This is a genomic window from Arthrobacter sp. UYCu723 (genome assembly GCF_054059215.1).
The window spans coordinates 4,638,244-4,658,557 of the sequence record NZ_JBSSBW010000001.1 but is presented as its reverse complement, the minus strand read 5'-3'; the positions used below and the strand labels follow the sequence as shown (position 1 = coordinate 4,658,557).

Genomic DNA, 20,314 nt, shown 5'->3' with positions numbered 1-20,314 from the left:
CGGCCTGCGGCGCGTGCGGTGACGATACCGCGCACGACGGCGACTCGTTCTACTGCGACGACTGCGGCCTTGACTACGGCAACGGAGACGAATCCGACCCTGCCGTATTCCGGGATGAAGAACTCCCGCCATGCGGCGAGGCGTGCGACAACAACTGGCACATCAAGTTCGGGCTCACATGCACCCCATGTGAACTGCCCGCCGGCCACACATCCGACCACTGGACGGACTGCAAATGAGCATGGACACGCTGAATCCGGTAGCGATCGAGCAGCGGATCCGGGACATTAGCAACCGGATCGCACTAAGCGCCGGCGTCTGCAACGACAGGTACGTGGCGGTCCTCCAAACCGATCACACCTACGAGCAGGCTTTCGCCGCCGCCTACATGTCCCATGAGGGCCCGGCGCACGAGAAGAAGTACGCGGCCGAGCTCGCCACGGCGGCCGAGCGCACAGCCAGGGACATCGCAGACGCGGCCTACCGTTACGCGGACAGGCTCGCCAAAGCGCTCGAGTCCGAACTACGCGCATACCAGTCCATCGGAGCCAGCGTCCGGGCGATGTTCAACGTCGCCGGCCGCGGGGAATAGGAGACACCCATGAGCGATTACACATTGGGCCAGCGCGTCCGCTTCACCCGCCCGATGACCCGGCGCGGCATCCGGACACGGGAGGTGAAGGTGGAGTCCAGCGCCTTCGGCGCCCCTTACACCTACACGAAGATGATCAACAGGGAGTGGCAGGGCAACGAGCACGCCGCCGAAGCCGAGGGCATCATTATCGGCCAGCGAACGCTCTCCAACGGGTATGCCCAGTGGGATGAGGACGGGAGCCAATACAGCATGGCCGAGCACTTCACCGCCTACCTGATCGTGACCGGCCTGCGCTCGGCGCCGGTCCACGTCCTGCCCGAACACATCGAGCCGGCATGAGCAAGGACATCCGAGCCCAGGTGAACAGCATCGTCCCGTGGGGCGGCGGCGTGAACACCGTCGAAGTGACGCTACTCGTCACCACCGAGGGCGCCGAAGCACTCGCAGGCCAAGACACTGTGACCATCAACGTGAAGGAAAGCTGATGGCACGCATACCGGACAAGGTGCGGGCACTCATCTACGCCCGCGACGGCGAGCACTGCCCACACTGCGGCACCACCGAAGGACTGGGACTCCAACACCGAGTCTCGAAGCAGATGGGCGGGAGCAAGCTCCTGGACATCCCGTCCAATTTGCTGACCTTCTGCAATATTTCGAACGCTGCCATGGAGGCGGACCCGGAGCTAGCCGCTCAGGCCAGATACAACGGCTGGAAACTCTCCCGGTGGGACGATCCACTCGGGTCCACCTTCTACGACGTCACGGACGGCGCTTGGCATCTCATCGACAACACTTATGGAAGGAGGCGTGCCATATGACACGCGGCGACTTGCCGCAGGGCATGGTGACCATCGGAGAAGCTATGGCCGGGCTCCTGGCCGAGCTCGAAGAACGCTGCACCAACCAGGAAGGAGGGAGTGATGTCAGTTTCCAACAGAACCCGGTACGAGGTCCTGCGCCGCGACAACCACGCATGTCGCTACTGCGGCGCTAAGGCACCGGGAGTGCATCTGCAGGTAGACCATGTGATTCCCAAGTCCCGCGGGGGATCGGATGATCCGTCGAATCTGACGGCAGCTTGCGTCGGCTGCAACCAGGCGAAGGGTAACGGGGTCCCTCACGAGGATGTCATCCGGGACGTCCGGCATGACGAGCACTACTACCAATCCAGCAAGGGGTTCCCGGTATACCAGTGCATCCACTGCGGCAAGCCGGTCCAGCATCTCCCGGACGAGGAACTGCCAAGCCAGTGCTCCCCATGCAATGAAGAAGTCTGCAAGGCATACGACGCCGGCATTGAGCACGAAAGGAGGCGGTGGCAGATTGCCGTGGTTCAAAATTGACGACGGGTTCCACGGGCACCCGAAGGTATACGAACTGAGCCTCGCTTCCGTTGGGCTCTGGACGCTGGCCGGCAGTTGGTGTGCCAAGTACCTCACGGACGGCGCGGTGACACCGAAGGCGATCATGCGGCTAGGTGGTACGGACGAGCAGTGCGCGGAGCTCGTAAAGGCCGATCTGTGGATTCCGTCCGAAGGTGGCTACCAGTTCAAAGACTGGGATGACTACCAGCCGTTGAAGGACGACGTAGAAGCTGAACGGGAAGCAGCCAGGGAACGCATGAAGCGGGTTCGGGCGAACAAAAAGGGCGTTTCGCCGGTTGTTCAGCCGAACGTTCAAGCGAACAACATCGGAACGTTCGAGGAAACTTCGGAAGAAGTTCGCGTTACCCCATCCCAGTCCCAGTCCCATCCCAATCCCGTTCTCTTTCCAGTCCCTTCCGGGCCAGAAAAGACCGGGCGCAGGGCGCCGGAGCTACCACTCCCGGTCACATGGAAACCGTCTGCATTACATGAGGAAAAAGCGAGAGAGAAGTACCTCGACGTGAATCTCCAAGCAGAGACGTTCCGCAACCATGCCGAGACAAATGACCGCCGCGCCCGCAACTGGAACGCAGCGTTCAACAACTGGCTCATCAAGGCAACACCCGGCGCGGCGCCTATGGCAACGAAGTCGAGCCCTTGGTCCAAGGAGTTCCACAATGGATGAGTTCGAGGGCCAGGCGCATAACGTCGCGGCCGAGCAGTCAGTCCTAGGCGCGATGCTTCTCTCCCGTGAAGCTATCCAGGATGTCTCGGAGATGCTGAACGGCCCGGACTTCTACCGTCCGGCGCACGACATGATCTATCGGACGATCATGCAGCTGCACGGCAAGGGTGAGCCGGTGGATCCAGTGACGGTCACGGAGGCGCTGACGCGGGAGGGTGAGATTGCCCGGGTGGGCGGGCCGGCGTACTTGCATGAGGTAGCGCAGGCTGTCCCGTCCGCGTCGACGGCAGGGTATTACGCGGACATCGTGGCCCGGGCGGCGATGCTGCGCCGACTGGACCAGGCAGGCAAGCACATCAGTGAGCTTTCCCGTTCTGGCGGGGACGAAGCGGAACTGGTGGAGGCGGCGCGGAAAGCGATCGACCAGACCTCGAAAGCGACGACAGCGCCCGTGTTGTCGTTCGGGGACACGATCGACGTGATGCTGGGGGAGTTGACGGAGAAGCCGAGCCAGTGCCCGACACCGTGGACGTCGTTGAACGAGATTATCGGCGGGCTCCGGCCGGGCGGACTCTACGTGGTGGCAGCACGGCCGTCCGTTGGCAAGTCCGTGGTGGCTCTGCAGCTGGCGCGGGCGTTGACGGCGAAGGGTGCGGTGGCGTTCTCGTCGCTGGAAATGTCGGAGTCCGATGTGCAGATCAGGGCAGTGTCGATGGATTTGCAGATCAACATGAGCAGGCTCATTGAGCGGCGGCTGACGGACAACGACTGGGGGAAGATCCGTTCCCGCCGGGCCGCGTGGCAGGACGTCCCGCTCTACGTCGATGACCGTTCCGGCGTGACCATCACGGACATCAAGCGCTTCGCCCGCAGCGTGAACCGCCGCAAACCCCTCGCCGGCCTTGTTGTCGACTACCTGCAGCTCATGGCCCAGGCGCCGGGGGACAAACGCCCACGGCAGGAGTTCGTGGCGGACATGTCCCGGCAGTTGAAGATCCTGGCGATGGAGATGAAAGTCCCCGTCATCGCACTGTCCCAGTTGAACCGTGGCAGCACGCAGCGGGAGGACAAGCGCCCGGCGATCAGCGACATGCGGGAGTCGGGCGCGATCGAGCAGGACGCCGACGTCGTGATCCTGTTGCACCGGGAAATCATGGGCGAAACCAAGGGCGACCTCGAGTTGCTTGTCGCGAAGAACCGCAACGGGCAGACGAACATGGCCCAGCTGGATTTTTGGGGGCACTACAGCATGGCGCTCGACAAGGGGGCCCACTTACCGAAGGAGAACTAGATGGCCTACCAGTACCGCGGCGCGCAGACGGGAGACAAAGACCCGTGGCAGACCCGACACAGATCAGTCCCGCCGATACAGCAGCCTCGGACGCCGTGCGGCACGTACCCGGCGGCGCTGCGGCACTACCGCCGCAAGGAAGCGCTTTGCGGGCCATGCAGGGCAGCGAAGAACGCCTACCAGAAAGAGCGGCGGGAGAAGGTCCAACGTAAATCGTGGACCCACGGCACGTATTCCGGCGCGGTACAGCACCGGAAGCAGCGAGAGAAACCATGCGAACCATGCCGGGAGGCGTGGAACGTCTATCAGCGCGACTATCGCGCGACCAAGAAGGAAGCAGCACAGTGACGAAGACCATCACCATTTACAGCCGGCCGGACTGCCAGCCGTGCAAGCAGATCAAGCGCTGGTGGAAGGGCAAGGGAGTCACCTTCCAGGAGGTTGACGTCGAGCAGCACCCGGAGAACAAGGCTTCGATCAAGGCCCTCGGCTACGACGGTGTGCCCGTGATCGTCGTCAGTAACGGCGACCCGGAGACGGACATGCACTGGCAGGGCCTCAATATGGATTTCCTCATCAAGTACACCCTCAACGAGAAAGCAGCCTAGACATGGCAGACATCATTTTCACCGGAAACACTGGCAAGGACGACGCAGTTCTGAGGTTCACCCCATCGGGCCGCGCAGTGCTGAACTTCTCCGTCGCGGACTCCAAGTCGAAGCCTGACGGCAACGGCGGCTGGGAGAAGCTGGCTGAGCAGTGGTTCAGCGTCACCATCTGGGGCGACCTCGCTGAGTTCTACTCCGACAAACTGCCGTCAGGCTCCCGAGTCAAGGTCTACGGGGAGTTCTACCAGCGCAAGTACGAGACGAAGGAAGGAGTTGCGGGAACAAGTCTCGACGTCGTGGCGAAGGGCCTGGACATCTTCCCGCCGAAGAATGGCAACGGCCAGCGCAACAGCAACGGCGGCGGCAGCAACCAGCAGCAGAACAACAGCCAGCAGAGCGGCTGGGGCAACCAGCAGCAGGACGCCGGTGGCTGGGGTAACGGAGGGGCCGACGATGCCCCTCCGTTCTGAAACCAGGTGGAACGCTAGGGCGGTCCCCGAGCGCGTGAGGCTGCGCGCGCACACGAGATGGGAAGCTGACGGCGACTGCTGGATCAGCACCTACTCGACCGCAAGCCACGGTTACGCGCAGATTGGATGGCAGGACGGCGAGGGCTTCGGAGTTGTCTTAGCCCACCGCGCGTCTTGGGAGCAGACCAATGGGCCAGTGCCGATCGGAATGACACTCGACCATCTCTGCAAATCACGCCGCTGCGTCAACCCCGGCCATCTCCGGGTACTGCCGAACCATGAGAACGCGCGACGGACATCCGGGAGAGATTGGCCGCTTGGCCAGTGCGCTCACGGGCACCCGAATAGCGAGCTATACACTCAGCCCAGCGGCAAGCGCGTCTGCCGGCCCTGCAAGAAGGTTTGGCAGAATCGGTACTACGCCAGGCAACGGTCACGGAAGGCAACCCCGTGATCCTCGCTGAACTGTCAGTCCCGGCGCCGTGCAAGCTGATGAACAGCAACGACCGGCCGCACCCGCAGGCGAAGGCAAAACTCACCCGGGCATGGCGATTAGCCGGCGCCGTCGCCGCAGCAGGCGAGACACGCCCGGACCTGCCCAAGCCGGTACAGATCATCGCTTACGTGTGGAAGCCGATCAACAACCGCTACGACCCCGGCAACCTGTACCCGACAGCGAAAGCCATCGTTGACGGTGTTGTGGACGCGAAGTGGCTCCCCGACGACGACAGACACCATGTCGAGGGCCCGGACATGCGTCATGGCGGTATCGGCCCGGCCCGCATTGTCTTGCATTTCGTGAACGTTTAGTGCCCGGCCCCGTCCCATATGGCACGACTGGCTCGGAAAGCAGCCACCAGCGCCCGTATGGGGCGGGACCGGCCCCATTACCCCACCCAGCCCAAACTAGGCCCGCAGAAGGGCACAGAAAGGCTCCACCATGTCAGCCGAAGCCGAACCGCGGTACGTCAAAGGCTTAGCGCCTTGCGCGAACCCCGAATGTGGCAACATCACCAGGTCATCCCGGCAGCCCGAAGAAGAAGCCCCCGGCACCGTTCGCCGCGGCGGGAACGGCCTATGCGAAACCTGCTACCGACCGGCACTCCGTGAGCGCGGCCGGTCATTGCAGCCCAGGTATCCGGTGCTGCAGTGCCCGACGCCAGGCTGTGAAACCCTCACCCGTTCCAGCGCGGACAGCGCCGAAGCCGCGCCGGGCACGAAGAAGCGCTTCAAGGGGGTCTGCGTCGATTGCTACAAGGAGCTTGCCGGCACCGGTACCGCCCCGGTGGGCGAGACGAGGAAAGTCCTCGAAACGTACTTGGCCGGCAGGAACGCACGGCTAGCCCGCACCAACCACCGACAACTGACAGGAGCACGAGCATGACCGAGACATTCTACTGCCCGGTCCAGACTCACCCGGCAACCCGGGATTCGCCCCCGGAGTGGTGCGAGAACGAAGTCCCGGGCGAGGGCGACTTCTGTACCACCCATGACGCACCCGAACCCGACTGGGACGCGATCCGCAAGGACGCCCGATACGACGCGAGGCACGGACTGTGAAGACGATCAAGACGACGACCCGCCCCCTCCACTTACCCGAGGACGAGGACACCACCATGAGTGAGCGCGACGAACTGGCGAGGGCGGTGTACATCGCCGCTAGCCCTAGCGCGGAGGCAGATGCCCAATATGACTGGAACTACCTCCAGACGCGCACCCTGCGCGCCAAGGAGAGGGCGCTCGCCGAGCAGTACCGGATCGCCGACGCCCTCCTAGCAGCCGGCTACAGGAAACCCCGCACCATCAGCAGTGTTGAAGAACTCGACGCACTACCGGCGAAGTCGGCCATTCTTGACCGCGAAGGAACGCCTTGGGTTGGTGATGGGGACAAGGTGGAGCCGTGGGCAAGCGTCTGCGAAGACCCTTTCGGCGGTCCAATCTGGAAAGACAGCCGTGACATCGCCCTCCCCGCAACGGTCCTGTACGGGGCCGCAAAGTGACCGCCCAACCAACCCCGGCGTCAGTGTTGCGGATCGCGGAAGCGGTCCCGGAGACGGCTGAGAACTACCCCATCCTGCGGGAACTCAAAGCAGCCCTCGCCAAACTTGTCGAGGTGGCAGCATGAGCGCCCGTGTAGAAGCCGCCGCCGAAGCCATTGAGGGTTACTCAGGAGCGTTGTACCTGTCAGAGATTGAAGCTCGCTTTTATGCGGAAGACGCCCTCTCCGCTGCTGACGCGGTCATGTTCAACGAGGCTGCCGTGGGGCGGGTGGCGCGGGCCATCGCAAGCAATAGCGGGGCGTGGAGTTCTGAGGAATGGGATAAGGGGCGCGTTCCCGACCGCTACATGGAGCGGACCCGCCATCAGGCCCGCGCCGTGATCGCCACGCTCAAGGGAGCTGGGCAGTGAGCCAGGAACAGATCGCCGGGGTGCTCGAAGGGCACCCGCACTGGGAGTGGAGCATCGGGGATCACGCCGTGATCTGCGGCGGCTGCCATTGGACGAAGCGAATCCCGATTGAGGTCTCGGCCACTGACACGTTCCGAGCCCATCAGGCCGCTGTCCTCGCCCCCCTCATTGTCGCCGCGCAGGCCGAAGCGTTACGGGATGCTGCGGACGCGCCTCTGCCAGCACCGGAGCGCAAGGGCATGACATCGGGCTTCCGCTTCTGGCTCCGCAACCGCGCCGCGACACTCGAAGCCGAGGCGGACCCGGAAGGCCTGGCACTCGTCCAGGCAATCCACGACAGGAAGGCGCAGGGATGAGCACGGTCAAGATGTGCGACGTATGCGGCAAGGTTGCCGAGAAGATGGCCGTCAAGGTCACCGAGGACAAGCCCCGCGAGGTATGGGAGGCATGCACTGTCGAGTGCTACCTAAAGGGCCGCAGAGAGCGCGAGGCACAACGATGAGCCGTTCAGTGACGACAGACTACGAGGCCCTGCGCGCGCAGCAGGCCCGCCAGCAGGAACCCGCCACCTGCATCTGCTACTGGACCGACCAGAAGTACTGGACGACGCACTACGGAGCAGTCGAGCCGGGATCCACGATGGAACCGAACCCGGATTGCAAGGTCCACTTCTGATGGCCCTCGATCACAACGGCGTGAACCATCCCGACGTCGGCACCGGGTCCGAGTCTTTCTGGCACCGGCCGACGAACCGCTACCCGGGATGCACGTGCCCGCCGTGGCGCTACAACCCGAGATACCCGAAACCCACCAACCCTGCTTGCGAACAGCACGGGGAACAGGAGACGCCATGATCGCCAAGACCCCAACGTGCCCGTCCTGCTTCCGCCCCGGAGGCGCACTCACCGCCAAACCCCACTGCGCATCCGGGAACTGCAGTTGGAACATCTGCAACTGCGGCACCATCTACGACCGCAAGACCCTGGCCGGGTTCGGGAACAACCCGAAAGCCGTCCACTACCCCGCACCGGAGGCGAAATGAAGATGGAGCAGGACGGCAAGACGGCCATCGTCTACACCCCCGACACCGCTGCAGGGATCCGCGCCGCGCTAGCCCGCGTACTAGGTCAGGCGCCGACAGTCGAATGGGCACGCAAGGTCCCGCGTCCATCGAACGAGCGCCCCTGGCACAAGCACACGCTACCGAACAGGAGACGCCGATGAGCGCCATAGACCCCGCAGCGGTATGGCAGGGGCTCCAAGAGGTCCATGACGGCGCGGACCCCGCAGACATCTACGCGCGGATTGTCAGCGATTCGGTAGACCCGCTCGAAGCCATCGAGAACGACTACCAGGACTGCTACGAGGAAGCCCATGACTTCCCCGAGTGCCTGCATAAAACCGTGATGACTCACTTCTGTCACGGCTTCACATGCGTCCCCATCCCGGGCGGGAATATGATGACCGACTGCCCCTGCAAATGCCACAAGGAGGAACTATGACCTGCGACTGCGGGACCACACTATGCCCGGAGCACACCCGGAGCTTCTTGGACATCCTGGCCGATGTCCCCGCCCAACTCACAGCCATGAACGCGAGCATCACGAAGCAGGCTGTTGCCGGAGGGCAGGGCGGGAAGCCGGTGAACGATGACGACAGGCCAATGCCGATCAACTTCGGCGCTGCGGAAGCACAACGGGACCTCATGCTCGAGCTCGCCCGTGTCACCCGCCGCATCCGCCACTGCCTCCCCGAGGGCACCTGCCCGTCCTACCCGAGCATCCCCAAATGGATGACAGGACTCATGCCCCGAATGGCGGCGCACCCGGAAGCCGTGGACTGGTATCACGGGATCCGCACAGCCTACGAGCGCACCGTCAAAGCGATCGACCTGCCACCCGAGCAAGTCCGCGCCGGCACATGCGCCGAATGCAACGCGCCCCTGTACTGCGCTGCCGGCAACGCGAAAGTCCGCTGCCGGCCATGCGGAATCAGCTACGACGTGGACGCGCTGCAAGGCGAGATGCTGGAACGGGTCCTCGACTACAACAGCACTGCCCAACAGGTAGTCCGAGTCATGACCGCCGCCGGCATCAAGATCAAGCTCACCCGGCTGACGATGTGGGCTGACCGCCGCCAGGTTGTCTTCACTGACAGCGACATAGGAAGAATCTTCACAGTCCGAGACGTATTGGAGACACACAAGGCCATGAGTAAAGGAGCCGAAACCGCGTCTCACATGGGACGATAGTTGCCGTATGGCACCTTGTGGAGTAACCTAGGAGTATTCTTTGGCAACAGGTGAGGATGAGGGAAGGGCCGGGACTAGCGTTCCGGCCCTTCCCTCGTTAACACTGGGGGTCAACCCTGGGGTGCACCCTATGGGGGTCCCCAATCCCAGGTTGGAAAACTTGGTTGGAAAAAGCACGTTAGAAACACCCTGGGGGAGACTGCACGATGCCGTCACGTATCTGCTCCAAACCCGGATGCCCGACCATCCACGACGGCGACACCGGCTCCCGCTGCCCCACACACACCCGCGAAGCGATGAAAGCCCACTGGGCCCGCACACGCGCATACAGCAGCAAAGGCCACCGGGAAGTGTTCCGCGCCGGCGTCCTCGCCCGCGACCATGTATGCGTACTCTGCCGCAACGCCATAGCGACGGTAGCCGACCACCACCCCAAATCACGGGCCGACCTCGAGCAGCTTGGCATGAACCCCAACGACCCGGCCCACGGCCGCGGCCTCTGCAAACCCTGCCACGACACCGAGACAGCCCGGAACCAACCCGGCGGCTGGAACATGCACAACTGAGACTGTGCACAAACCATACGTACCAGCCAAAGCCGCCCCGCGGGAAACACAAAAGGCGGGCCCGCAAAAATACAGGTCCGCCAAAAATACAGCTAAGCCACAAAAATACAGCCAGCGGAGGTCCCCGGAAATCGGGTAGAGCCCACCGCCGGCGCTGTTCCATCACTGGCCGTCCGTCATCGCCGGCCGTCCTAAGCTCACCGGGCGCCCGCCATCCCCCATAGGCGCGCGCCCGGTGCCAAACCTGGCACCATACGGCGCCGTAACCTATCCCGCGGGCGCCGTAGCATCCCGCGCCGTCTCATCCCGGATCTACTCACAATGTCCCCAATCTCGCCGGCCCCGCCGTTATCGCTTAGTCCAGGGGTAAAGACCGGCGATGGCCGGCCCCGCGTATCCGTATTCGCAAAGGTCGCCCTCGTTGACGAGCTCACCAGCCGTAACCAGTGCAGTAAGCACCGGCCAATCATTCGCCGGCTCATCGTCTTGTATCGCGTGTTGCCTGGCGTAGTCAAGGGACGTCGTAACCCAATCCCCAGTGTTGATGACGTCGACACCCTGGGGGACGGCGCGGAATATCCTGACCTCAGCATGAGGCCGGCCGCGTAGCTGCTTAGCAACGGCGAACGCTGCTTTCCATTCGGCGCCGTGCACGTAGAGATGCGGCATAGCGTAGATGTCCGGCATGACCGGTTCTAGGTTGTCCAGTGTCGCCGCCGATCCGTCTTCGACTGAATCTAGGCCTGGCGCCTGGTGCTGTAGCTGGTAATCCATTGCTCAATCCTTCCCTAATGGTTGAAACGGGTAAACCCGCTAGGCGTCATGTCCTAGCGGGAATATCCGGCGCAACTACTTGCGTAGGCAGGTCCGGCACGTAACCGCACTGTCTGCCCACACGGCCGGCCGTGTTTCGTATGTGGCGCCCGTTTCCGGTGCAACGCCGTGGTAGTCCGAGTAGCCAACGACTCCACACCGGCCGATAACGCGGATGCTTGTAGGGAACGCGCTAGGGTGATGCACCGTCTTGGACTTGCCAACGGTGAACGCGCGCGCATCCCAGATCTTTTCCGAGTTGTTAGATCGTGCCATGGCCCTAGTCTCCATTCCTAGACTGTCCACACGTTGCGCAGTGCCAGCCCTGCCAGACGTGCGCGTGGCGGTGTGCTTTCGTGAAACTCATCTTGTCCCCTTACTTGTTCGAGTAGATGACAGTGGAACCAGTCCACGTGAAAGACTGGCCGGCGCCGTTGCCCTGGGTCTGTGCATCCCAGTAGCAGGCAACGGGGCCGGAGTAGTCTTCTTCCTGGCAAGCCGGCTTGGCGGCCGGCGCTGCACAACCTGCTAATAACGCGCCCGTGACGGCGATAACGGCGAATGTCTTTTTCATTGTGTCCCCTTGCTTAGTAGTGGATCCGGTCTAGCTTGCCCGGCGGCGCCCCATATGAACCGTTTGAGCCCATATGGAGCACCGTCAAGCAAGCTAGACGAGTTCCCAGCCTGTAACGCGGCCGGCCGGCGTGAGAGTCAGGGTAGCGGCCACGCCGTCGCCGTTGTTCAGTGACTCGTTGACCTGGAAAGTGTTTGTGAGCGCGTAGGCCATTGCCGTATTGGCTTGGGTGCGGAACTGTCCGTGATCCGTGTGGAACTTGAACATCGGGTTTCCGTAGCTAGTGCTCTTGGTCCGCTCCACGCGGAAGACGGTGACGGTGATAGTGGTATTCTTAGCCATTGTGATCATGTCCTTTAGTTAGTGGTCACCTGGCCCCGGGATATTTGCCGTATCCGCGGGGCCGTTTCTTTGCTGCTTATGGATCTATCTTAGCATAGTTTCTATACTGCAAACCAGCTTTACGGGAGCTTCCCGTCATTGTTTTTCTTGACGATATTGTTCAGTGCAACGCGCGTCATGCCCGTAGCCGTCTCCAACTCAGGCCAGGTAATGCCGGCCTCACGCGCTTGGATGATCCACTCATGCCTTATGGCCAGGTCTAGGCGTAGCTGCTCCAAGTTCCGTACTGCAGCGGCGCCGCGCTCCCGTGCACGTAGATCCACACTCGCCGGCTTCATATCCTGCATGAAGTCAGACCATGTCATCCGCGGATTAGCGTCGAACCATTCCCGCGCATCCTCGGTGATGAGTGTTGCCCAATGGTGCCAGGGGCCGGCGAAGATATCTTCCGCCCGCTTCCCCTTCGCGCGTGCAGCGTCGGTTAGGACGTCGCCGCCACGGCAGTGATTACCTAGCTGCTCTATTGAGTTGTCGCGGTAGCTCTCCCATGTCATGCGCAGGTCCCGACGTTCGCTACTATCCATACGTTTGGTCATGTATACATTCTATACCCTTACGCATGTAAAGCCTAATCAAAACACTTACGCAATGTGCGAAACATTGTGCACGAGTGGACATGTGTAGCACGAGCTCCCAGGACGGCCGGCACACGAGCTCCCAGGGCACCGAACCCGGGGGGTGGCCCCCCTCGCAGCCTGTCAAGGGGACGCGCCGGGGAGGGCAAAAAAACCGCGAGTGAGTTCAAAGGGTCCGAAACGTGCGGATTTTCGAACACATGTTCGAGTGATTTCCCCGAAGTCCGGGGTTGCCGGAACGAGTGATTCCGCCCGGCTTTCAGTCTGAGGAAGTGATTTCTGATGGCGAGTGGTGGTTCTAGGGCTCGAAGTGGGCCCCAACCTGATCTAGACGCTTTTGCCCGTGAGTTCGACAAGGGCGAGTGGGCGATGCTGCCGGCGCAGTGGGACTACCCCGCGCCGAAGTGGCCGCTGAACGAATCTTTTGGCCTGACGCAGGGCCGCGGCGAGGATGCGGTCTACACGGAGCTCCATGACCGGGAGATGTACTTCTGGAATAACCTCTGGTCCCAGGGCCAGGCGCCTATGTGGCTCATCAACAAGCAGACGATGAACGTCGCGCTGTACTGCAGGGCGTTCGCAATGGCCGAAGCGTCTTTGGCGCCGTCGTCATCCGGCCTGCTGGGCGAGCTTCGGCAGGCCCGGGAGGATCTTGGGCTGTCCACTGCTGGGCTGTCCCGGAACAAGTGGCGCTTCGCCCGGCAGGATGAGATTTCGGTTGCGACTGCCGAGAAGGTGCAGGACGCGGCCCCGAAGGGTGGCCGGAAAGCCAAGGGCGCCGACGTCGTGGATTTGTTTGCCGGGGTGACTACTCGTGCAGGCTCATGAGGGTTCGATCCCGCAGGTGACGCTTGGCCGGCTGGCCGCGTCTTGGATGTACGCGCACCTTGTCGTCCCGGATGGGGATGCCGCGGGGGATCCGTTCCGGCCGACGCTGGACCACATCGTGTATCTCGGCAACTTCTACGAGGTCCGCCCGACTGCTAAGCCGGGGGAGCGGAACGTCGCTTTCCGGTATCGCACCGCGTTGTGGATGGCTGCGCAGAAGGTGGGCAAGTCTCCGGGCATCGCTGCTGAGGCGTGCTTCGAGTTCGTGGGCCCGGCAGTGTTCAATGGCTTCGCCACGTTCGGTGAGACGTACCGCTGCAGGGATCATGGGTGCCCGTGCGGCTGGGAGTACGAGTATGCCGCCGGTGAGCCGATGGGGCGCCCGTGGAGCACTCCGCGGATCCAGATTGCGGCCGTCGTGGAAGACCAGGTGGAGAACACCTGGGGCGCGCTGGTGCCGATGATCGACAACGGGCCCCTGGCGAACCTGCTGAAAACGGGCGAGGCGTTCATCAAGCATCCGAACAAGAACCGCGACTCCCGCATTGAGACTGTGACGTCGAAGGCTGACGGCCGACTCGGTGCGCGTATCTCCCGCGGCCTCTGTGACGAGATTGGGCTTTGGACTGACTCGAACAAGATGAAGAAGTTCTGGCGCACCCTGGCGCGTGGCGCGGCCGGTATGGGCGGCAGGTTGGGTAACTCGACTAACTGCTATGACCCGGCTGAGGCTTCGCAGGCTCAGGAGTTGCACGAGTCGCGGCAGAAGGACGTCTACAAGCACTACTTTCCGCCGCCGACGTCGCTGGATTTCCGGTTGAAGGCTGACCGGCGGAAGATCTTCGCTTTCAACTACCGATTCAGCCCGTGGGTGGACACTCGTTCGATCGAGTCTGAGGCGTCCGCGGTGATGGAGTCGAACCCGGCTGAGGCTGAGAGGTTCTTCGGGAACCGGATTGTGGCTGGCTCGAGGTCTTGGCTGCAGCCGGCGCAGTGGGAGAAGCGGAAGGCGTCTTTCACGGTGTCGCCGCGCACGAAGGTCTGCGCTGGCTTCGACGGTTCGGAGACGAACGACATCACTGGCATCCGTTTGGAGACTCTGGACTTCCAGCAGTTCACTCCCCGCTATTTCAACGGTGAGCGCGAAACGATTTGGGATCCGACGAACTGGGACGGCCGTGTGCCGCGCCCGGAGGTTCACCGCGCGTGGGAGGACATCTTCCGGGAGTTCGACGTGGTGAGGGCCTACTGCGACCCGTTCAAGTTTGAGACTGAGCTTGACGAGTGGAAGGCCATGTACGGCGACACCATTTTCTTCGAGTGGCGGACTAACCGTATCTCGCAGATGCACGCCTCGCTCGAGCGGTTCAAGACGGACATCATCGAGCCGGACTCCAAGTTCTCCCATGACGGGTGCGAGACGACGGCGATCCACATGAGGAACGCTGTGGAGCGCGCCCGGCCCGGGCAGAAGTACATCTTGGGCAAGGCCACGGAAATGCAAAAGATCGACCTCGCCATGTCATCCACGCTCGCCCATGAGGCGGCTGCGGACGCGGTGGCGAACGGCGACCGGAACATCATCGACACAACAACATACGCCTGGCTTTAGGCGGGAACGGGGACGGGATGCTCGCAGACGAAGCGTTGCGACTTGTGCACCACATCCACGCCCGTATCGTGGGCCGGCGTTCGGAGATTGACAAGTACGAGCGGTATTACTTGGGGGATCAGAACCTCACGTATGCGACGGCTGAGTGGTTGAAGGCGAACGCTGCCCGGTACTCGCAGTTTTCGGACAACTGGTGCGCGCCGGTGGTCAACGCGATCAGTGAGCGCGTCGAGGTTACGGGTATCAAGTTCCGGGACAGCGGCGACAAGGCTGACGGCCTGTGGGATGACTGGCTCCGCAATGAGATGGAGATGCAGTCCTCGCAGGGCTTCTTGACGTCGTTCAACGCGAAGCGGTCTTTCGTGATTGTGTGGGGCTCTGACGATGACGAGCCTGTCATGTCGTGGGAGCACCCGTCGAACGTCGAGATTGAGTACGAGTGGTGGAACGGGCGCCGGCGCAAGGCGGCTCTCAAGACTTGGGTGGACGGCAACACGGAGTACGCCACCCTGTATGCCCCGGACGAAGTGTTCAAGTATTCCCGCGAGATGGGCCGCGCCGCGAATGAGCGCGAGGCCCAGTCGAAGCAGGAGCGGGCGGACGACAATGAGGGCGGCTGGCTGCCCCTCGAGGTTCATGGGGAGTCGTGGCCGCTGCCGAACCCGCTCGGCGTGGTCCCCGTGGTGGAGGTCCCGAACCGGCCGATCCTCCGCGGCGAACCCGTCTCCGAGGTAGCCCAGGTCATTCCCTTGCAGGACGCCATCAATATCCTGTGGGCGTATGCCATGTACGCCGGCGACTACGCTTCCATGCCGGCCCGCGTGTTGTTGAACGTGAATCCTCCCATGCGGAAGATCCTCGACAAGGACGGCAAGCACATCGGTGATTCTCCGGTGACGATGAAGGAGCTCAACGAGTCGCGCTTTGCCGTGTTCAACGGCGGCGTCGGGAATGACGCGAAGATCGACTCTTGGCCGGCGGCGAAGCTGGACGTCTTCACGGACGTCATTGAGCTCGCGGTGGGCCACATCGCTGCACAGACCCGCACGCCCCCGCATTACCTGGTGTCGAACAAGGGACTGTCCAACCTGGCGGCTGACGCATTGAAGGCTGCCGAGATTGGCCTTGTGAAGAAGACGCAGGAGTTCCAGAAGTTCGCCACACCGGCGGTGCGGGAAGTGTTCCGGCTGATGGCGCTCGTGAAGGGCGACAAGGGCTTGGCTGAGCAGGTCCGGTTGGCGAAGGTTGTTTGGCAGAACCCGGAGATGCGGTCTGAGGCTCAGTTGGCGGACGCCTTGGTCAAGAAGAAGACCATTGGCTACCCGATGGAGTACCTGATGGAGCTCGACGGGCTTGGACCTACGGAGATTAACCGTGTGAAGGACATGATCCGCGATGAGCAGGACGCGGCTCAGGAAGATGCGATGAAGGCGGCGGCTGAGTTTGAGCAATCTGGCGGAAATAGCGTCTCAGCACCAGTTGGACCGGTTGCACCTGGCCAACAAGCTCACGGCGGCTCTGGCGCGGCAGTGGCGTAACGTCGATTTCGGCAACATAGCGGCGTCTGTCCTGTCTCTCACGGCCCCGATGGCTTATCTGCTGGTGAGTGCCCAGGAAGCGGCTGCGCGGCAGTCTGTGGGCTTCATGGGGGCTGTGGATGACTTCTACGGCATCTCGTCGGACGCGCAGATCAACCCGGGAGCGTTCGCGGGGATGAATGAGGACGGCCAGGGCGTCGATTCGGCCATGCTGTTCTCGTCGCAGGTCATGTTCGACAAGCTCGCCACCGGTGCGGGCCCGGATGATGTGTTGCGCGCCGGCGGGAACTTTGTGTCCGCGACGGCGCGTACCGCGCTTCTGGACAGTGGCCGCACGGCTGACAGGGTGCAGATGTTCGCCCGGCCGGAGTACAAGCAGTGGGTCCGGCAGATCGGGCCCGGCGCGTGTTCCCGGTGCATCATGCTCGCTGGCATGTCTTCCTGGCGGAAGGCGTTCGCCCGGCACCCGAACTGCCATTGCGTCGCGGTGCCGGCGGGGGAGACGTTCGACGCGGCGATTGAGACTACCCCGAAGGCGTACTTCGACTCGCTATCCCAGGAGGAACAGGCGAGACGGTTCACGAAGGCCGGCGCCCATGTTATCCGTGAGGGCGCTGACATCTCCCGTGTGGTCAACGCCCGCCGCGGCGCTTTGGGTATCAAGTACGGGCCCCGGATCATCCCGGAGCCGGGGAAGCGGTCCATGCTTCCCCGGAACATCGGCACGCAGGACAAGCCGATATGGGTCTACGAAACGGTGGAGCTTACCGGCAAACGCGCCCGCAAGACGTACTCGTATGGCTCGCTGGACAAGCGACTCCCGCAGGGGACGCGCTTGATGCCGGAAACCATCGTGAAGATCGCCCGCGGCGACCGCGCCCGGCTCAACGATTTGCTCCGACACTATGGCTACATCATCTAAGGGGAACCCCATGACACCTTCCATCGGGCGAATCGTCCACTACCACTCCTACGGCACCCCGGGCGGCGAGTACCTGCCCGAGCCGCGCGCCGCGATCATCACGGCCGTCGAGCTCGTGGCCGAGGAACCTGGCACCTACGTCGCGTCACTGTGCGTCCTCAATCCAACGGGGATGTTCTTCAACGAGGGCGTGGAGTTCTCCGAGACGCCGGCGCCCGGGCATTGGACCTGGCCCCCGCGCGCATAGACCCATAACTGAATAGGCAACTGAATAGCCCCCCCCCGGAACATGAGCCGGCGGGAGGGCTGAAAAAGTTTCGCGTCCCAGGGATGCGAGCAGGAGCGTTACCTGCCAGCCCGCTAGCCCGTCCCTGTTGGGGCGGGGTTTATGCGGCGTGATGCCGCAATGTCCCACCCAACTAGGAGTGATTCCGCAATGCCTGATATTGAACCCGGAACCCAGGAGCAGTCCACGGACGAAACCCAGGGCCAGCAGGGCGTGACGCCCGACAGCACGAACGTTGAACCTGCCGGTGAACAGCAGGAGCAGCAGCCCCAGCCAACCGCCGAGGACATCGCCAAGCTCAAGGACGCGCTCGACAAAGAGCGCAAAGCCAACAAGCTCACGACGAAGGAACTCGCCACCCTCAAGGCTGAGCGTGAAGCTCAGGCAAAGACACCCGAGGAAAACGCCCTCGCAGACGCACGCCGCGAAGGTGAGACTGCCGCCGAGAAGCGGGCCAACGAACGACTCGTGAAGTCGGAACTGCGGTCTGCTGCGAAGGGCAAGCTCTCCAACGTGGCCGACGCGCTGGTGTTCATCGACGTGTCCGCGATCGAGGTTGGCGACGACGGCGAAGTGGATCAGGGCGCGCTTGACACCGCCATCGAAAAGCTTCTGGCCGACCGCCCCTACCTGGGGGTCCCGGAGCAGAAGCGATTCCAGGGCAACGCAGATCAGGGATCCGGCAAGGCCGGCGCCCCCAAGCAACTCACACGAGCCGACCTGGCGAACATGTCCCCGCAGGCGATCGTTGCCGCGGAGAAGAACGGCCAGCTTGTCACGCTCTACAAAACCACCACCTAAGAAAGGGTGACCAGAAATGGCTATCGTCAACTTCATTCCCGAGGTCTGGAACGCAAAGCTCCTTGTCGGCCTCGAGACCTCCCACGTCTACGGCGCCGCTGACGTCATCAACCGCGACTACGAGGGTGACATCTCGCAGTACGGCGACACGGTTCACATCACGAACCTCGTGGATCCGACCATCGGCAACTACACCGCGCACACGGACATCACCATCGAAGATGTTGATGACGCCGACACGGTGCTGACCATCAACCAGTCGAAGTATTTCGCTTTCGAGGTTGACGACATCGAGAAGCGCCAGGCGCGCGGCGACGTCATGAACGAGCAGGCACGCAAGGCTGCCTACAAGCTCAAGGACATCTCGGACAAGTACCTCGCCGGCCTCATGGCTACCGGTGTTGCTGCGGGCAACCTGATCGCTGAGCAGACCATCTCCGAGGGCACCAATAAGGCGTACAACATCCTTGTTGGCCTGCGTGTGAAGCTGGACAAGTCCGACGTCCCTTCCGATGGCCGCTGGGTTGTTGTGACCCCGGACTTCCACGGACTGCTGCTGCAGGACTCCCGCTTCATCGCCGCTGGTGATGCCCAGGGCGCCGACGTCCGCACGAACGGTCACGTCGGCCGCGCCGCAGGCTTCAACATCAAGGTGTCGAACAACGCACCTGACGGCCCGGGCGCGGGCGCTGGCAAGCTCATCATCGCCGGCTACAAGGGCGCTACTTCCTTCGCGGAGCAGATCGCCAAGACCGAGGCCACCCGCAAGGAGAAGGGCTTCGCGGACATCGTGAAGGGCCTGCACTTGTACGGCGCCAAGGTCATCCGCTCGACCGGCCTCGCCGCTGCGGACGTTATCGTCTCCTAGCGCGTGCCATATGGCCCGGCTCGCTCCACATGGGGCGGGCCGGGCATCCCCAATCGTTCCTAAAGAAGGGTGGACTTCCAATGTCCGAGAAGGTTTTTGTGAAGGGCCCCAATGGGCTCGTTTTTGGTTTCGATGCAGGCCTTGCCGAGGGCCTGCTGCGGCACTCCGACATCAGCAAGGCAAAGGCGTCTGCCGATTCGCCAGCGCCGGAGCCTGTAGACGCCACGGACACCCCGGGTGCCGAAGACAAGCCGGCCGGGAACGCGCCGACTGCCGACTGGCACTCCGACATCAGCAAGGCAAAGGCGTCTGCCGATTCGCCAGCGCCGGAGCCTGTAGACGCCACGGACACCCCGGGTGCCGAAGACAAGCCGGCCGGGAACGCGCCGACTGCCGACTGGCACTCCGACATCAGCAAGGCAAAGGCGTCTGCCGATTCGCCAGCGCCGGAGCCTGTAGACGCCACGGACACCCCGGGTGCCGAAGACAAGCCGGCCGGGAACGCGCCGACTGCCGACTGGCACTCCGACATCAGCAAGGCAAAGGCGTCTGCCGATTCGCCAGCGCCGGAGCCTGTAGACGCCACGGACACCCCGGGTGCCGAAGACAAGCCGGCCGGGAACGCGCCGACTGCCGACTGGCACTCCGACATCAGCAAGGCAAAGGCGTCTGCCGATTCGCCAGCGCCGGAGCCTGTAGACGCCACGGACACCCCGGGTGCCGAAGACAAGCCGGCCGGGAACGCGCCGACTGCCGACTGGCACGCCTACGCCCTAGCCTCCGGCAAGACCGAAGCCGAACTTGAAGGGCTCGGCCAGCGGGACATCCGAGCACTTTTCGACCAGTAGGAGGCA

36 protein-coding genes are annotated in these 20,314 nt (G+C 62.9%); 32 read left to right on the top strand and 4 right to left on the bottom strand.

Annotation, left to right across the window (positions count from 1 at the left end; genetic code table 11):
* The first annotated feature begins 235 nt into the window (after window positions 1-235).
* From ACVWZ8_RS21810 to ACVWZ8_RS21695, 24 genes are all read left to right on the top strand, one after another.
* Window positions 236-592 (top strand): hypothetical protein, encoded by a 357-nt coding sequence (locus ACVWZ8_RS21810; protein ID WP_456505822.1) that lies wholly within the window; start codon window positions 236-238, stop codon window positions 590-592.
* A gap of 9 nt (window positions 593-601) precedes the next feature.
* Window positions 602-934 carry a hypothetical protein gene (locus ACVWZ8_RS21805; RefSeq protein ID WP_456505821.1) on the top strand — a complete coding sequence of 111 codons (333 nt, stop codon included), beginning with the start codon at window positions 602-604 and terminating at the stop codon, window positions 932-934.
* Window positions 931-1,080 (top strand): hypothetical protein, encoded by a 150-nt coding sequence (locus ACVWZ8_RS21800; protein WP_456505820.1) that lies wholly within the window; start codon window positions 931-933, stop codon window positions 1,078-1,080. The genes ACVWZ8_RS21805 and ACVWZ8_RS21800 overlap by 4 nt, the downstream gene beginning before the upstream one ends.
* The gene (locus tag ACVWZ8_RS21795; RefSeq protein ID WP_456505819.1) at window positions 1,080-1,415 is read left to right on the top strand and encodes a hypothetical protein; all 336 of its coding nucleotides are present in this window, start codon (window positions 1,080-1,082) and stop codon (window positions 1,413-1,415) included. The genes ACVWZ8_RS21800 and ACVWZ8_RS21795 overlap by 1 nt, the downstream gene beginning before the upstream one ends.
* Window positions 1,416-1,517: 102 nt before the next feature.
* Complete coding sequence (locus tag ACVWZ8_RS21790; protein WP_456505818.1) at window positions 1,518-1,940, top strand: HNH endonuclease; 423 nt, start codon at window positions 1,518-1,520, stop codon at window positions 1,938-1,940.
* Window positions 1,861-2,646, top strand: coding sequence for a hypothetical protein (locus ACVWZ8_RS21785; RefSeq protein ID WP_456506012.1), 786 nt, complete (start codon window positions 1,861-1,863; stop codon window positions 2,644-2,646). The genes ACVWZ8_RS21790 and ACVWZ8_RS21785 overlap by 80 nt, the downstream gene beginning before the upstream one ends.
* Window positions 2,639-3,937 carry a replicative DNA helicase gene (locus ACVWZ8_RS21780; RefSeq protein ID WP_456505817.1) on the top strand — a complete coding sequence of 433 codons (1,299 nt, stop codon included), beginning with the start codon at window positions 2,639-2,641 and terminating at the stop codon, window positions 3,935-3,937. Before ACVWZ8_RS21785 ends, ACVWZ8_RS21780 begins: the two co-directional genes overlap by 8 nt.
* A complete protein-coding gene (locus tag ACVWZ8_RS21775) occupies window positions 3,938-4,285 on the top strand; it encodes a hypothetical protein (protein WP_456505816.1) in 348 nt (115 codons plus the stop codon).
* Window positions 4,282-4,545, top strand: coding sequence for a glutaredoxin family protein (locus ACVWZ8_RS21770; protein ID WP_456505815.1), 264 nt, complete (start codon window positions 4,282-4,284; stop codon window positions 4,543-4,545). Before ACVWZ8_RS21775 ends, ACVWZ8_RS21770 begins: the two co-directional genes overlap by 4 nt.
* A gap of 2 nt (window positions 4,546-4,547) precedes the next feature.
* The gene (locus tag ACVWZ8_RS21765) at window positions 4,548-5,015 is read left to right on the top strand and encodes a single-stranded DNA-binding protein (protein ID WP_456505814.1); all 468 of its coding nucleotides are present in this window, start codon (window positions 4,548-4,550) and stop codon (window positions 5,013-5,015) included.
* The gene (locus ACVWZ8_RS21760) at window positions 4,999-5,469 is read left to right on the top strand and encodes an HNH endonuclease signature motif containing protein (RefSeq protein ID WP_456505813.1); all 471 of its coding nucleotides are present in this window, start codon (window positions 4,999-5,001) and stop codon (window positions 5,467-5,469) included. Before ACVWZ8_RS21765 ends, ACVWZ8_RS21760 begins: the two co-directional genes overlap by 17 nt.
* Complete coding sequence (locus tag ACVWZ8_RS21755) at window positions 5,418-5,825, top strand: hypothetical protein (protein ID WP_456506011.1); 408 nt, start codon at window positions 5,418-5,420, stop codon at window positions 5,823-5,825. Before ACVWZ8_RS21760 ends, ACVWZ8_RS21755 begins: the two co-directional genes overlap by 52 nt.
* 331 nt (window positions 5,826-6,156) lie before the next feature.
* The gene (locus ACVWZ8_RS21750) at window positions 6,157-6,399 is read left to right on the top strand and encodes a hypothetical protein (protein ID WP_456505812.1); all 243 of its coding nucleotides are present in this window, start codon (window positions 6,157-6,159) and stop codon (window positions 6,397-6,399) included.
* Window positions 6,396-6,575 carry a hypothetical protein gene (locus tag ACVWZ8_RS21745; RefSeq protein ID WP_456505811.1) on the top strand — a complete coding sequence of 60 codons (180 nt, stop codon included), beginning with the start codon at window positions 6,396-6,398 and terminating at the stop codon, window positions 6,573-6,575. The genes ACVWZ8_RS21750 and ACVWZ8_RS21745 overlap by 4 nt, the downstream gene beginning before the upstream one ends.
* Window positions 6,572-7,015 (top strand): hypothetical protein, encoded by a 444-nt coding sequence (locus ACVWZ8_RS21740; protein ID WP_456505810.1) that lies wholly within the window; start codon window positions 6,572-6,574, stop codon window positions 7,013-7,015. Before ACVWZ8_RS21745 ends, ACVWZ8_RS21740 begins: the two co-directional genes overlap by 4 nt.
* Window positions 7,012-7,140, top strand: a complete 129-nt coding sequence (locus ACVWZ8_RS21735; RefSeq protein ID WP_456505809.1) for a hypothetical protein — start codon at window positions 7,012-7,014, stop codon at window positions 7,138-7,140. The genes ACVWZ8_RS21740 and ACVWZ8_RS21735 overlap by 4 nt, the downstream gene beginning before the upstream one ends.
* Complete coding sequence (locus ACVWZ8_RS21730) at window positions 7,137-7,424, top strand: hypothetical protein (RefSeq protein ID WP_456505808.1); 288 nt, start codon at window positions 7,137-7,139, stop codon at window positions 7,422-7,424. The genes ACVWZ8_RS21735 and ACVWZ8_RS21730 overlap by 4 nt, the downstream gene beginning before the upstream one ends.
* On the top strand, window positions 7,421-7,780 hold the full coding sequence (locus ACVWZ8_RS21725) for a hypothetical protein (RefSeq protein WP_456505807.1): 360 nt from the start codon (window positions 7,421-7,423) through the stop codon (window positions 7,778-7,780). Before ACVWZ8_RS21730 ends, ACVWZ8_RS21725 begins: the two co-directional genes overlap by 4 nt.
* The gene (locus ACVWZ8_RS21720) at window positions 7,777-7,926 is read left to right on the top strand and encodes a hypothetical protein (protein ID WP_456505806.1); all 150 of its coding nucleotides are present in this window, start codon (window positions 7,777-7,779) and stop codon (window positions 7,924-7,926) included. Before ACVWZ8_RS21725 ends, ACVWZ8_RS21720 begins: the two co-directional genes overlap by 4 nt.
* 8 nt (window positions 7,927-7,934) lie before the next feature.
* Complete coding sequence (locus ACVWZ8_RS21715) at window positions 7,935-8,099, top strand: hypothetical protein (protein ID WP_456505805.1); 165 nt, start codon at window positions 7,935-7,937, stop codon at window positions 8,097-8,099.
* Between the two features lie 175 nt (window positions 8,100-8,274).
* The gene (locus ACVWZ8_RS21710; protein ID WP_456505804.1) at window positions 8,275-8,466 is read left to right on the top strand and encodes a hypothetical protein; all 192 of its coding nucleotides are present in this window, start codon (window positions 8,275-8,277) and stop codon (window positions 8,464-8,466) included.
* Between the two features lie 178 nt (window positions 8,467-8,644).
* Window positions 8,645-8,926, top strand: coding sequence for a hypothetical protein (locus ACVWZ8_RS21705; protein WP_456505803.1), 282 nt, complete (start codon window positions 8,645-8,647; stop codon window positions 8,924-8,926).
* The gene (locus tag ACVWZ8_RS21700) at window positions 8,923-9,675 is read left to right on the top strand and encodes a hypothetical protein (RefSeq protein WP_456505802.1); all 753 of its coding nucleotides are present in this window, start codon (window positions 8,923-8,925) and stop codon (window positions 9,673-9,675) included. Before ACVWZ8_RS21705 ends, ACVWZ8_RS21700 begins: the two co-directional genes overlap by 4 nt.
* Before the next feature lie 206 nt (window positions 9,676-9,881).
* On the top strand, window positions 9,882-10,241 hold the full coding sequence (locus tag ACVWZ8_RS21695) for a hypothetical protein (RefSeq protein ID WP_456505801.1): 360 nt from the start codon (window positions 9,882-9,884) through the stop codon (window positions 10,239-10,241).
* Between the two features lie 348 nt (window positions 10,242-10,589).
* On the opposite strand, the gene ACVWZ8_RS21690 is transcribed toward ACVWZ8_RS21695, so the two are convergent.
* From ACVWZ8_RS21690 to ACVWZ8_RS21675, 4 genes are all read right to left on the bottom strand, one after another.
* Window positions 10,590-11,015, bottom strand: a complete 426-nt coding sequence (locus ACVWZ8_RS21690; RefSeq protein ID WP_456505800.1) for a hypothetical protein — start codon at window positions 11,013-11,015, stop codon at window positions 10,590-10,592.
* Between the two features lie 415 nt (window positions 11,016-11,430).
* Window positions 11,431-11,628 carry a hypothetical protein gene (locus ACVWZ8_RS21685; protein WP_456505799.1) on the bottom strand — a complete coding sequence of 66 codons (198 nt, stop codon included), beginning with the start codon at window positions 11,626-11,628 and terminating at the stop codon, window positions 11,431-11,433.
* A gap of 93 nt (window positions 11,629-11,721) precedes the next feature.
* Entirely contained in the window at window positions 11,722-11,970 is a 249-nt protein-coding gene (locus tag ACVWZ8_RS21680; protein WP_456505798.1) for a hypothetical protein, read from the bottom strand.
* A 119-nt stretch (window positions 11,971-12,089) separates the two neighbouring features.
* Entirely contained in the window at window positions 12,090-12,566 is a 477-nt protein-coding gene (locus ACVWZ8_RS21675) for a hypothetical protein (RefSeq protein WP_456505797.1), read from the bottom strand.
* Window positions 12,567-12,974: 408 nt separating this feature from the next.
* Here ACVWZ8_RS21675 and ACVWZ8_RS21670 point away from each other — a divergent pair, with 408 nt between their 5' ends.
* From ACVWZ8_RS21670 to ACVWZ8_RS21635, 8 genes are all read left to right on the top strand, one after another.
* Window positions 12,975-13,433 (top strand): hypothetical protein, encoded by a 459-nt coding sequence (locus ACVWZ8_RS21670; protein WP_456505796.1) that lies wholly within the window; start codon window positions 12,975-12,977, stop codon window positions 13,431-13,433.
* The gene (locus tag ACVWZ8_RS21665; RefSeq protein WP_456505795.1) at window positions 13,420-15,045 is read left to right on the top strand and encodes a hypothetical protein; all 1,626 of its coding nucleotides are present in this window, start codon (window positions 13,420-13,422) and stop codon (window positions 15,043-15,045) included. Before ACVWZ8_RS21670 ends, ACVWZ8_RS21665 begins: the two co-directional genes overlap by 14 nt.
* A gap of 17 nt (window positions 15,046-15,062) precedes the next feature.
* The gene (locus ACVWZ8_RS21660) at window positions 15,063-16,583 is read left to right on the top strand and encodes a phage portal protein (RefSeq protein ID WP_456505794.1); all 1,521 of its coding nucleotides are present in this window, start codon (window positions 15,063-15,065) and stop codon (window positions 16,581-16,583) included.
* Window positions 16,489-17,505, top strand: a complete 1,017-nt coding sequence (locus ACVWZ8_RS21655; protein ID WP_456506010.1) for a hypothetical protein — start codon at window positions 16,489-16,491, stop codon at window positions 17,503-17,505. Before ACVWZ8_RS21660 ends, ACVWZ8_RS21655 begins: the two co-directional genes overlap by 95 nt.
* A 10-nt stretch (window positions 17,506-17,515) precedes the next feature.
* Window positions 17,516-17,752, top strand: coding sequence for a hypothetical protein (locus ACVWZ8_RS21650; RefSeq protein ID WP_456505793.1), 237 nt, complete (start codon window positions 17,516-17,518; stop codon window positions 17,750-17,752).
* 189 nt (window positions 17,753-17,941) lie between these two features.
* Window positions 17,942-18,592 (top strand): hypothetical protein, encoded by a 651-nt coding sequence (locus ACVWZ8_RS21645; protein WP_456505792.1) that lies wholly within the window; start codon window positions 17,942-17,944, stop codon window positions 18,590-18,592.
* A 16-nt stretch (window positions 18,593-18,608) separates the two neighbouring features.
* Window positions 18,609-19,460 carry a phage major capsid protein gene (locus ACVWZ8_RS21640; RefSeq protein ID WP_456505791.1) on the top strand — a complete coding sequence of 284 codons (852 nt, stop codon included), beginning with the start codon at window positions 18,609-18,611 and terminating at the stop codon, window positions 19,458-19,460.
* Between the two features lie 80 nt (window positions 19,461-19,540).
* Complete coding sequence (locus ACVWZ8_RS21635) at window positions 19,541-20,308, top strand: hypothetical protein (protein ID WP_456505790.1); 768 nt, start codon at window positions 19,541-19,543, stop codon at window positions 20,306-20,308.
* The last annotated feature ends 6 nt before the right edge of the window (window positions 20,309-20,314 follow it).

Coding starts and splice junctions, on each gene's coding strand:
- ACVWZ8_RS21795 (WP_456505819.1), top strand. CDS start 1,080: ATGGCACGCATACCGGACAAGGTGCGGGCACTCATCTACGCCCGCGAC.
- ACVWZ8_RS21635 (WP_456505790.1), top strand. CDS start 19,541: ATGTCCGAGAAGGTTTTTGTGAAGGGCCCCAATGGGCTCGTTTTTGGT.
- ACVWZ8_RS21650 (WP_456505793.1), top strand. CDS start 17,516: ATGACACCTTCCATCGGGCGAATCGTCCACTACCACTCCTACGGCACC.
- ACVWZ8_RS21785 (WP_456506012.1), top strand. CDS start 1,861: ATGAAGAAGTCTGCAAGGCATACGACGCCGGCATTGAGCACGAAAGGA.
- ACVWZ8_RS21775 (WP_456505816.1), top strand. CDS start 3,938: ATGGCCTACCAGTACCGCGGCGCGCAGACGGGAGACAAAGACCCGTGG.
- ACVWZ8_RS21690 (WP_456505800.1), bottom strand. CDS start 11,015: ATGGATTACCAGCTACAGCACCAGGCGCCAGGCCTAGATTCAGTCGAA.
- ACVWZ8_RS21805 (WP_456505821.1), top strand. CDS start 602: ATGAGCGATTACACATTGGGCCAGCGCGTCCGCTTCACCCGCCCGATG.
- ACVWZ8_RS21695 (WP_456505801.1), top strand. CDS start 9,882: ATGCCGTCACGTATCTGCTCCAAACCCGGATGCCCGACCATCCACGAC.
- ACVWZ8_RS21685 (WP_456505799.1), bottom strand. CDS start 11,628: ATGAAAAAGACATTCGCCGTTATCGCCGTCACGGGCGCGTTATTAGCA.
- ACVWZ8_RS21760 (WP_456505813.1), top strand. CDS start 4,999: ATGCCCCTCCGTTCTGAAACCAGGTGGAACGCTAGGGCGGTCCCCGAG.
- ACVWZ8_RS21790 (WP_456505818.1), top strand. CDS start 1,518: ATGTCAGTTTCCAACAGAACCCGGTACGAGGTCCTGCGCCGCGACAAC.
- ACVWZ8_RS21705 (WP_456505803.1), top strand. CDS start 8,645: ATGAGCGCCATAGACCCCGCAGCGGTATGGCAGGGGCTCCAAGAGGTC.
- ACVWZ8_RS21680 (WP_456505798.1), bottom strand. CDS start 11,970: ATGGCTAAGAATACCACTATCACCGTCACCGTCTTCCGCGTGGAGCGG.
- ACVWZ8_RS21710 (WP_456505804.1), top strand. CDS start 8,275: ATGATCGCCAAGACCCCAACGTGCCCGTCCTGCTTCCGCCCCGGAGGC.
- ACVWZ8_RS21800 (WP_456505820.1), top strand. CDS start 931: ATGAGCAAGGACATCCGAGCCCAGGTGAACAGCATCGTCCCGTGGGGC.
- ACVWZ8_RS21660 (WP_456505794.1), top strand. CDS start 15,063: ATGCTCGCAGACGAAGCGTTGCGACTTGTGCACCACATCCACGCCCGT.
- ACVWZ8_RS21675 (WP_456505797.1), bottom strand. CDS start 12,566: ATGACCAAACGTATGGATAGTAGCGAACGTCGGGACCTGCGCATGACA.
- ACVWZ8_RS21780 (WP_456505817.1), top strand. CDS start 2,639: ATGGATGAGTTCGAGGGCCAGGCGCATAACGTCGCGGCCGAGCAGTCA.
- ACVWZ8_RS21720 (WP_456505806.1), top strand. CDS start 7,777: ATGAGCACGGTCAAGATGTGCGACGTATGCGGCAAGGTTGCCGAGAAG.
- ACVWZ8_RS21700 (WP_456505802.1), top strand. CDS start 8,923: ATGACCTGCGACTGCGGGACCACACTATGCCCGGAGCACACCCGGAGC.
- ACVWZ8_RS21670 (WP_456505796.1), top strand. CDS start 12,975: ATGCTGCCGGCGCAGTGGGACTACCCCGCGCCGAAGTGGCCGCTGAAC.
- ACVWZ8_RS21730 (WP_456505808.1), top strand. CDS start 7,137: ATGAGCGCCCGTGTAGAAGCCGCCGCCGAAGCCATTGAGGGTTACTCA.
- ACVWZ8_RS21745 (WP_456505811.1), top strand. CDS start 6,396: ATGACCGAGACATTCTACTGCCCGGTCCAGACTCACCCGGCAACCCGG.
- ACVWZ8_RS21645 (WP_456505792.1), top strand. CDS start 17,942: ATGCCTGATATTGAACCCGGAACCCAGGAGCAGTCCACGGACGAAACC.
- ACVWZ8_RS21640 (WP_456505791.1), top strand. CDS start 18,609: ATGGCTATCGTCAACTTCATTCCCGAGGTCTGGAACGCAAAGCTCCTT.
- ACVWZ8_RS21765 (WP_456505814.1), top strand. CDS start 4,548: ATGGCAGACATCATTTTCACCGGAAACACTGGCAAGGACGACGCAGTT.
- ACVWZ8_RS21810 (WP_456505822.1), top strand. CDS start 236: ATGAGCATGGACACGCTGAATCCGGTAGCGATCGAGCAGCGGATCCGG.